The 7,330-nt window shown below is 40.7% G+C and carries 5 protein-coding genes; 4 read left to right on the top strand and 1 reads right to left on the bottom strand.

What is annotated here, in order from left to right:
- Positions 1–390 precede the first annotated feature (390 nt).
- Positions 391–2,214 carry a translational GTPase TypA gene (typA, locus tag AAEY68_RS16320; RefSeq protein WP_024594309.1) on the bottom strand — a complete coding sequence of 608 codons (1,824 nt, stop codon included), beginning with the start codon at positions 2,212–2,214 and terminating at the stop codon, positions 391–393.
- A gap of 507 nt (positions 2,215–2,721) precedes the next feature.
- On the opposite strand from typA, the gene glnA reads away from it, so the two are divergent.
- The 4 genes from glnA to ntrC all read left to right on the top strand — a co-directional run bounded on the left by glnA (position 2,722) and on the right by ntrC (position 7,316).
- Positions 2,722–4,128, top strand: a complete 1,407-nt coding sequence (gene glnA / locus AAEY68_RS16315) for a glutamate--ammonia ligase (protein WP_024594310.1) — start codon at positions 2,722–2,724, stop codon at positions 4,126–4,128.
- A gap of 113 nt (positions 4,129–4,241) precedes the next feature.
- Entirely contained in the window at positions 4,242–4,763 is a 522-nt protein-coding gene (locus tag AAEY68_RS16310) for a DUF4124 domain-containing protein (RefSeq protein ID WP_024589531.1), read from the top strand.
- A gap of 82 nt (positions 4,764–4,845) precedes the next feature.
- Complete coding sequence (gene glnL / locus AAEY68_RS16305) at positions 4,846–5,916, top strand: nitrogen regulation protein NR(II) (protein WP_010554790.1); 1,071 nt, start codon at positions 4,846–4,848, stop codon at positions 5,914–5,916.
- Between the two features lie 14 nt (positions 5,917–5,930).
- Positions 5,931–7,316 carry a nitrogen regulation protein NR(I) gene (gene ntrC, locus AAEY68_RS16300; protein WP_007582175.1) on the top strand — a complete coding sequence of 462 codons (1,386 nt, stop codon included), beginning with the start codon at positions 5,931–5,933 and terminating at the stop codon, positions 7,314–7,316.
- Positions 7,317–7,330 lie beyond the last annotated feature (14 nt).

Below are 7,330 nucleotides of genomic sequence, written 5' to 3'. Positions count from 1 at the left end.
GCTTTAGCATTTACTATGATGTGGCTACCAATGTGGGCTGATTAATATATATACTACAAAGATCAACAGCCCCTAGTCTTTTCCCTAACTCATAGGCCATAATATACTCCAAATTGAGATTTAATAATTAAAAACTCTAACAGTGCACCACCAAGAATACCGATAAATATTTAGTGTTTGCACCAGCAAAACCCTTGCTAATATATAACAACACTATTACCCAAAAACAATACAAATTTACAAGTCGACCTAGATATACCACGCAGCGCCTCGGTGAGCTCTGTAGTAAAAACTCCTTCAACCTTTTTACTCAATTAACCTTCACCCACAAAAAAGCCGCTGTATTTTTCAATACAGCGGCTTTTAAAATCATTATTCTAAATTAATAGATTATGACTTAGGTCCACGACCTGCACGTTTACGCTCGTTTTCAGTAAGGTAACGCTTACGAATACGAATGTTTAGTGGAGTTACTTCAACTAGCTCGTCATCATCGATGAACTCAAGCGCTTGCTCAAGTGAGTAGTTAAGGTGTGGAGAAAGCGTTTGCGCTTCATCAGTACCAGATGCACGTACGTTAGTTAACTGCTTGCCTTTAAGGGCGTTAACTGTAAGGTCGTTATCACGGTTATGAATACCGATAACCATACCTTCGTATACTTCAACACCGTGACCGATGAATAAACGGCCGCGTTCTTGTAAGTTGAATAATGCGTTAGTAAGTGCTTTACCTGTTGCGTTTGCAATCATTACGCCGTTCTTACGAACACCGATGTCGCCACCTTTGTGAGGACCGTAATGATCGAACGTATGGTACATAAGACCAGAACCCGAAGTAAGCGTCATGAAATCAGTTTGGAAACCAATTAAACCACGGCTAGGGATCATGAAATCTAAACGCATACGCCCTTTGCCATCTGGAGTCATGTTAGTAAGTTCACCTTTACGTAGGCCAACTTGCTCCATAACAGAACCTTGGTGCTCGTCTTGACAGTCAATAGTAACTGTTTCAAACGGTTCTTCTAGAACGCCATCTACAGTACGTAAGATAACTTCTGGACGAGAAACTGAAAGCTCGTAACCTTCACGACGCATGTTCTCGATTAAGATACCTAGGTGTAATTCACCACGACCAGAAACACGGAAGCTATCTGGGCTACCAGTATCTTCAACGCGAAGTGCTACGTTGTGTACTAATTCTTTGTCTAAACGTTCACGGATATTACGTGACGTTACAAACTTACCTTCTTTACCACAGAAAGGTGAGTTATTTACAGAGAATGTCATTGTTACAGTTGGCTCATCAACACTTAGTGGTGGTAATGCTTCAACGTTTCCTGGGAAACAAACTGTATCAGAAATCTTAAGCTCACCAATACCTGTTACAGTTACGATGTTACCAGCGTAAGCTCTATCAGTTTCGATACGTTCAAGACCTAAGTAGCTTTGTACTGCGCCAATTTTACCATTACGTGTAGTGCCATCAGCACTGATAATAGTAACTTGTTGGTTAGGAGCAACAGAACCACGTTTAATACGACCAATACCAACTACACCAACATAAGAGTTGTAATCTAGTTGAGAAATTTGCATTTGGAAGTCACCTTCAGGATCTGCATCCGGTGGTGATACTTCGTCAACGATCATCTTGAACATAGGTTCCATGTTGTCTGATGGTACGTCTAAATCTAGTGTTGCCCAGCCGTTGATAGCTGAAGCGTAGATTACTTTAAAATCTAACTGTTCGTCAGTTGCGCCAAGGTTGTCGAATAAATCAAAGATTTGATCCATAACCCAATCAGGACGTGAACCTGGCTTATCAATTTTATTGATAACTACGATTGGCTTTAAGCCTTGCGCGAATGCCTTTTGCGTAACGAAACGCGTTTGTGGCATTGGACCTTCTTGAGCATCAACAAGTAATAATACTGAGTCAGCCATCGAAAGTACGCGTTCAACTTCACCACCGAAATCGGCGTGTCCCGGAGTATCTACGATATTGATATGGTAGTCGTTCCAAGAGATGGCTGTGTTTTTAGCCAAAATGGTAATACCACGTTCTTTCTCAATGTCGTTTGAGTCCATCACGCGCTCTTCGTTACCGCCGCGTGTTTCTAATGTACCTGATTGCTCAAGTAGTTTGTCAACCAGAGTTGTTTTACCGTGGTCAACGTGCGCGATAATCGCTATATTTCTTAACTTTTCGATGCTCATATATTTACTCAGAGAAATTAAATTCTCAATGATCCTGCAAGATCTACGCACTCATCCACGCTTTCGCGAGATGTCCCAGCATAGGATTTAAAAGGGCGCATATTATCCCTCATTAATGACATGGATGAAAGTTTATCCAATACATATTTTAAAACTTTCTCAATACTTTTACTAAGTATCTGTTTTATATATGACAATTATATGAATTAAATTTCAATATTTTTTTGAAAAACAGTCTTTTTGGCTATTTTTCCGATCTTTTTGTTACTCTTTTACATTTAGGTTATGCTAATTTCAGCTGATTAAATTAACAACAAATTACGCTCTGTAAATTTTGCACTAAAATGGAATATTTACGCACCAATATGGTGCGTTTATATATTCCATTTTGATGCAATGATATTTTTTTAATTTATAAACAGCCAGTTACAATAATGGCACAAAATCAGCTTAGTAAATACCAAAGCAATTATGCAGCAATAACAAAACCCAATAGTTGGAGGACACATGTCACAATCGGTTTTAGATTTTATTAAAGAAAATGACGTCAAGTTCATTGATTTACGCTTTACTGACACTAAGGGTAAAGAGCAACATGTATCGATTCCTCATCACCAAGTTGATGAAGATTTTTTCGAAGACGGTAAAATGTTCGACGGTTCTTCAATTGCAGGCTGGAAAGGCATAAACGAATCAGACATGGTATTAATGCCAGTTCCTGAGTCAATCAAACTAGACCCTTTCACTGAAGAAGCGACATTAATTTTACGTTGTGACGTAGTAGAGCCTTCTACACTACAAGGCTATGAGCGCGACCCGCGTTCTGTTGCTAAGCGTGCTGAAGATTACATGCGTTCTACAGGCATTGCAGACACTGTTTTATTTGGCCCTGAGCCAGAATTTTTCGTATTTGACGATGTTAAATACAAATCAGATATGTCTGGTTCTATGTACAAAATTGATTCTAAGCAAGCTGCTTGGAACTCAGATAAAGAATATGCAGATGGCAACACTGGTCACCGTCCAGGTGTTAAAGGCGGTTACTTCCCTGTTGCTCCAGTTGATGACTTCCAAGATTGGCGTTCAGCTACGTGTCTAGTTCTAGAAGAAATGGGCCAAGTAGTAGAAGCACATCACCACGAAGTAGCAACAGCAGGTCAAAACGAAATCGCTACTCGCTTTAATACAATGGTATTAAAAGCGGATGAAATTCAAGAAATGAAATATGTTATCCATAACATGGCTCACTTATACGGTAAAACAGCAACGTTTATGCCTAAGCCAGTTGTTGGTGATAACGGTTCTGGTATGCATTGTCACCAGTCTTTAGCTAAAGACGGTGTTAACCTTTTTGCTGGCGATAAGTACGGCGGTCTTTCTGAAGATGCACTTTACTACATTGGCGGCATCATCAAGCATGCTAAAGCAATTAACGCTTTCGCAAATGCGTCTACTAACTCGTACAAACGTTTAGTACCAGGTTTTGAAGCACCAGTTATGCTTGCATACTCTGCACGTAACCGTTCTGCATCAATCCGTATCCCAGTGGTTCCATCTGAAAAAGGTCGTCGTATTGAAGTACGCTTCCCGGATCCAACTGCTAACCCATACCTTGCTTTCTCAGCAATGCTTATGGCTGGCCTTGATGGTATCAAAAACAAGATCCATCCTGGCGATGCTATGGATAAAGATTTATACGACTTACCAGCTGAAGAAGCAGCAGAAATTCCAACTGTTGCAGCATCACTTGACGAAGCACTATCTGCACTTAGCGCAGACCGTGAATTCTTAACTCAAGGTGGCGTATTCACTGATGACTTAATCGATGCTTACATCTCACTTAAGTCTCAAGAAGTTGAAAAGCTTAACATGACAACTCACCCAGTTGAGTTTGAAATGTACTACAGCTGTTAATTAAGCTGTAAAAAATATGTGTGTTCTCAAGCCCGCTTTGCGGGCTTTTTTAATGGTAAAATTAGTCAATCTCCACTAAAGTTAAGTTACCGATAAAAATGCAGGGCTGCAGAGTGAATAACAAGATTTTATTACTATTAATTACTTTAGGATTAAGTAATTATGGTTATGCCGGTGAAACAAAAATATACGCTTGGAAAGATAAAAATGGCGTATTAGTGTTCTCAGACACCCCTCATAAAGGGGCCCAAGAGGTAAAGCTCACCAGCCAAGATCTTAATATGCCTGCAACAAATACTGACATTTTTGACGAGCAACCTCAGCCTCAACAAGCGGCCTTTAGTATTGCTATTTCCTCACCTGATCATAACCAGACTATTCGTGAAAATACCGGCACTGTTTATGTAACTAGCCGAATAAAACCACGCTTTGAAACTGGTTTTACTATACAACTTTTTATTGATGGTAAAGCACACGGCCCAGCCAGTGACAGCTCAACCTTTGCAATTAGAGATGTAGAACGTGGTCAGCACACGCTACAATTAAAGCTTTTTAATAGTAAAAACCAAGTTATTGCTACAAGCGAACCCTGCATATTTTTTATGCACCGAAAAGGGCTAAACCTAGGTAACTAAATTGGGGCATTACTAAACGTGCAGCAGTGTATTTAACCATATAACTTGCTTGCAAACATCCACGCACTAAAATGGTGCAGCTATGATTAATAATAAAAACTTTAGCCCTGAGCTACTCGATGCCATTTGGCAAAATCAAACAACCGCTATCATGTTACTTGATAAAAACTTCACCGTTGTATATGCCAATACTAGTACTAGCGAGCTGCTTGGCCTTGGTAATAAGCGCCTATTAGATCAACCGTTTGATAGCCTTTTTAACTACCATTCAATCGATTTACAGCGTATAGAACAATACTCACTAGTTGAAGGCGTAGATTGCCAGCAGCATAGAGCTGACGTGGTTTTTAGCGATTCTCGCCATGCAAAAGTAGCCGTAAGTACACGACAAATTAAGTTTAATGGCTCGCTTTATATTTTATTTGAGTGGCGCCAAACCGATGACGAAATTAAGCACGACCAAGCGTCTAATCAAATGCATCAATATCAAGCTGCCCGAAACCTAATTAGAGGGTTAGCTCACGAAATTAAAAATCCTTTAGGTGGAATTCGCGGAGCGGCGCAGTTATTGCAGTATGAGGTTGATCAACAAGAAAGAGATCAATGTGCTGAGCTCATCATTGAGCAAGCCGACCGATTACGCGAGCTAGTAGATAGGCTTTTGGGGCCCAATCAACTTCCTCAAAAATCGTATGGCAATATACATCAATCACTTGAATCAGTTGCAAGGCTAAGTACGTTAGATAATTGTTCTAACATTAGCTTAGTTAAAGATTACGACCCGAGTATTCCTGATGTATACATTGATCAAGGCAAAATTCAGCAAGTGGTATTAAACATTGTTCGAAATGCCCAACAGGCGCTTGTAGATGGCGGTGAAATAACAATAAAAACCCGCATTAATCATCAACATCGTCGCCCAGGTAAAGCACCTAAAAAAGCCTTGTTGATCCAAATATCTGATAACGGACCAGGTATTGATCCCAGTGTACGCGAAACACTGTTCTACCCTATGATCACCAATAAAGAAGGTGGCTCTGGGTTAGGACTCTCAATAGCGCAAACACTGATAGATCAACATGATGGCTATATAGAATGTGATAGCTGGCCTGGACATACTGAATTTAATATCTATCTGCCCTTTGCAGATTAATGTTTGGAGTTTGCATGAAAACAGTTTGGCTTGTAGATGATGATGCTTCTATTCGATTTGTACTTGAAAAAGCACTAACCCGTGCAGGGTTTAACACAGAGAGCTTTGCTAATGCGCAAGATGTACTAAGCGCACTAAAGTTTAGCCAACCTACTGTTTTAGTTTCTGACGTACGAATGCCTGGTATGGATGGTATGGCGTTGCTTGAACTTATTGCAGAGCAAAACCCTGGGCTGCCGGTTATTATAATGACTGCGCACTCAGATTTAGACTCAGCTGTAAATGCATTCCAAAAAGGTGCTTTTGAATACCTCGCTAAGCCGTTTGATTTAAACGAAGCAGTGGCGCTAGTCGAAAGCGCATGCAGAGCAAACTCCACTAAAAAAACTAAGCGAAAGCAAGCTCCACCAAAAAGTGCCCACATAATTGGTGAAGCGCCCGCAATGCAAGAAGTGTTTAGAGCGATAGGTAAACTATCGGCCTCTAGCATGAGCGTATTAATAAATGGCGAATCTGGAACAGGTAAAGAACTTGTCGCCAGTGCGCTGCACAATCATAGCCCACGTAAAGAAAATCAATTTATTGCACTTAACATGGCAGCCATTCCAAAAGAGCTTGTTGAGTCAGAGTTATTTGGCCACGAAAAAGGCGCATTTACGGGCGCCGACAGCGTGCGTAAAGGCCGCTTTGAGCAAGCCAATGGCGGCACACTATTTTTAGATGAAATTGGTGATATGCCACTTGATGTACAAACACGTTTATTACGCGTTCTTGCCGATGGTGAGTTTTATCGCGTTGGTGGCCATCAAAGTATAAAAGTAGATGTGCGTATTATTGCGGCTACGCACCAAAACCTTGAAGATTTAGTTAAACAGGGCAAGTTTAGGGATGATTTATTCCATCGTCTTAATGTTGTGCGCCTACGTTTACCTGCTCTTCGAGAGCGTACTGAAGATATAGAAAGCTTATCGCAACACTTTTTACATAAAAGCGCTAAAGAGCTACAAGTAGAAAGCAAAGTGCTGAGCCCTAAGGCAACTGAGCAATTACGCTTATTTAATTGGCCAGGCAATGTACGCCAATTAGAAAACACCTGTCGCTGGCTTACTGTAATGGCACCGGGTGAGCTTGTAAGCGAGCAAGACTTACCGCCAGAGATTCTGGATGCTTCGCCAACCCAGGAAGAAGGTGATTGGCTAGATGCGTTTCAGCAATGGCTTAATCAAGAGCTTAAACAAGGCAAAGAAAATATTTGGCCTGACATTCAAGCCCAGCTAGAAACTCGCTTAATTAAAACCGCACTGGCTAATTGTTCTGGTCATAAGCAAGATGCTGCTATAAAAATTGGTTGGGGACGCAACACGTTGACCCGAAAATTAAAAGAGCGCAATATTAGCTGATTAAACGCTTTTAA

This window comes from Pseudoalteromonas sp. RB2-MNA-CIBAN-0110 (assembly GCF_040309305.1).
In the GTDB taxonomy this organism is placed as follows: Bacteria; Pseudomonadota; Gammaproteobacteria; order Enterobacterales; family Alteromonadaceae; genus Pseudoalteromonas; species Pseudoalteromonas arctica.
The sequence above is the reverse complement of the archived record's forward strand: the minus strand, read 5'-3'. Positions and strand labels throughout refer to the sequence as shown.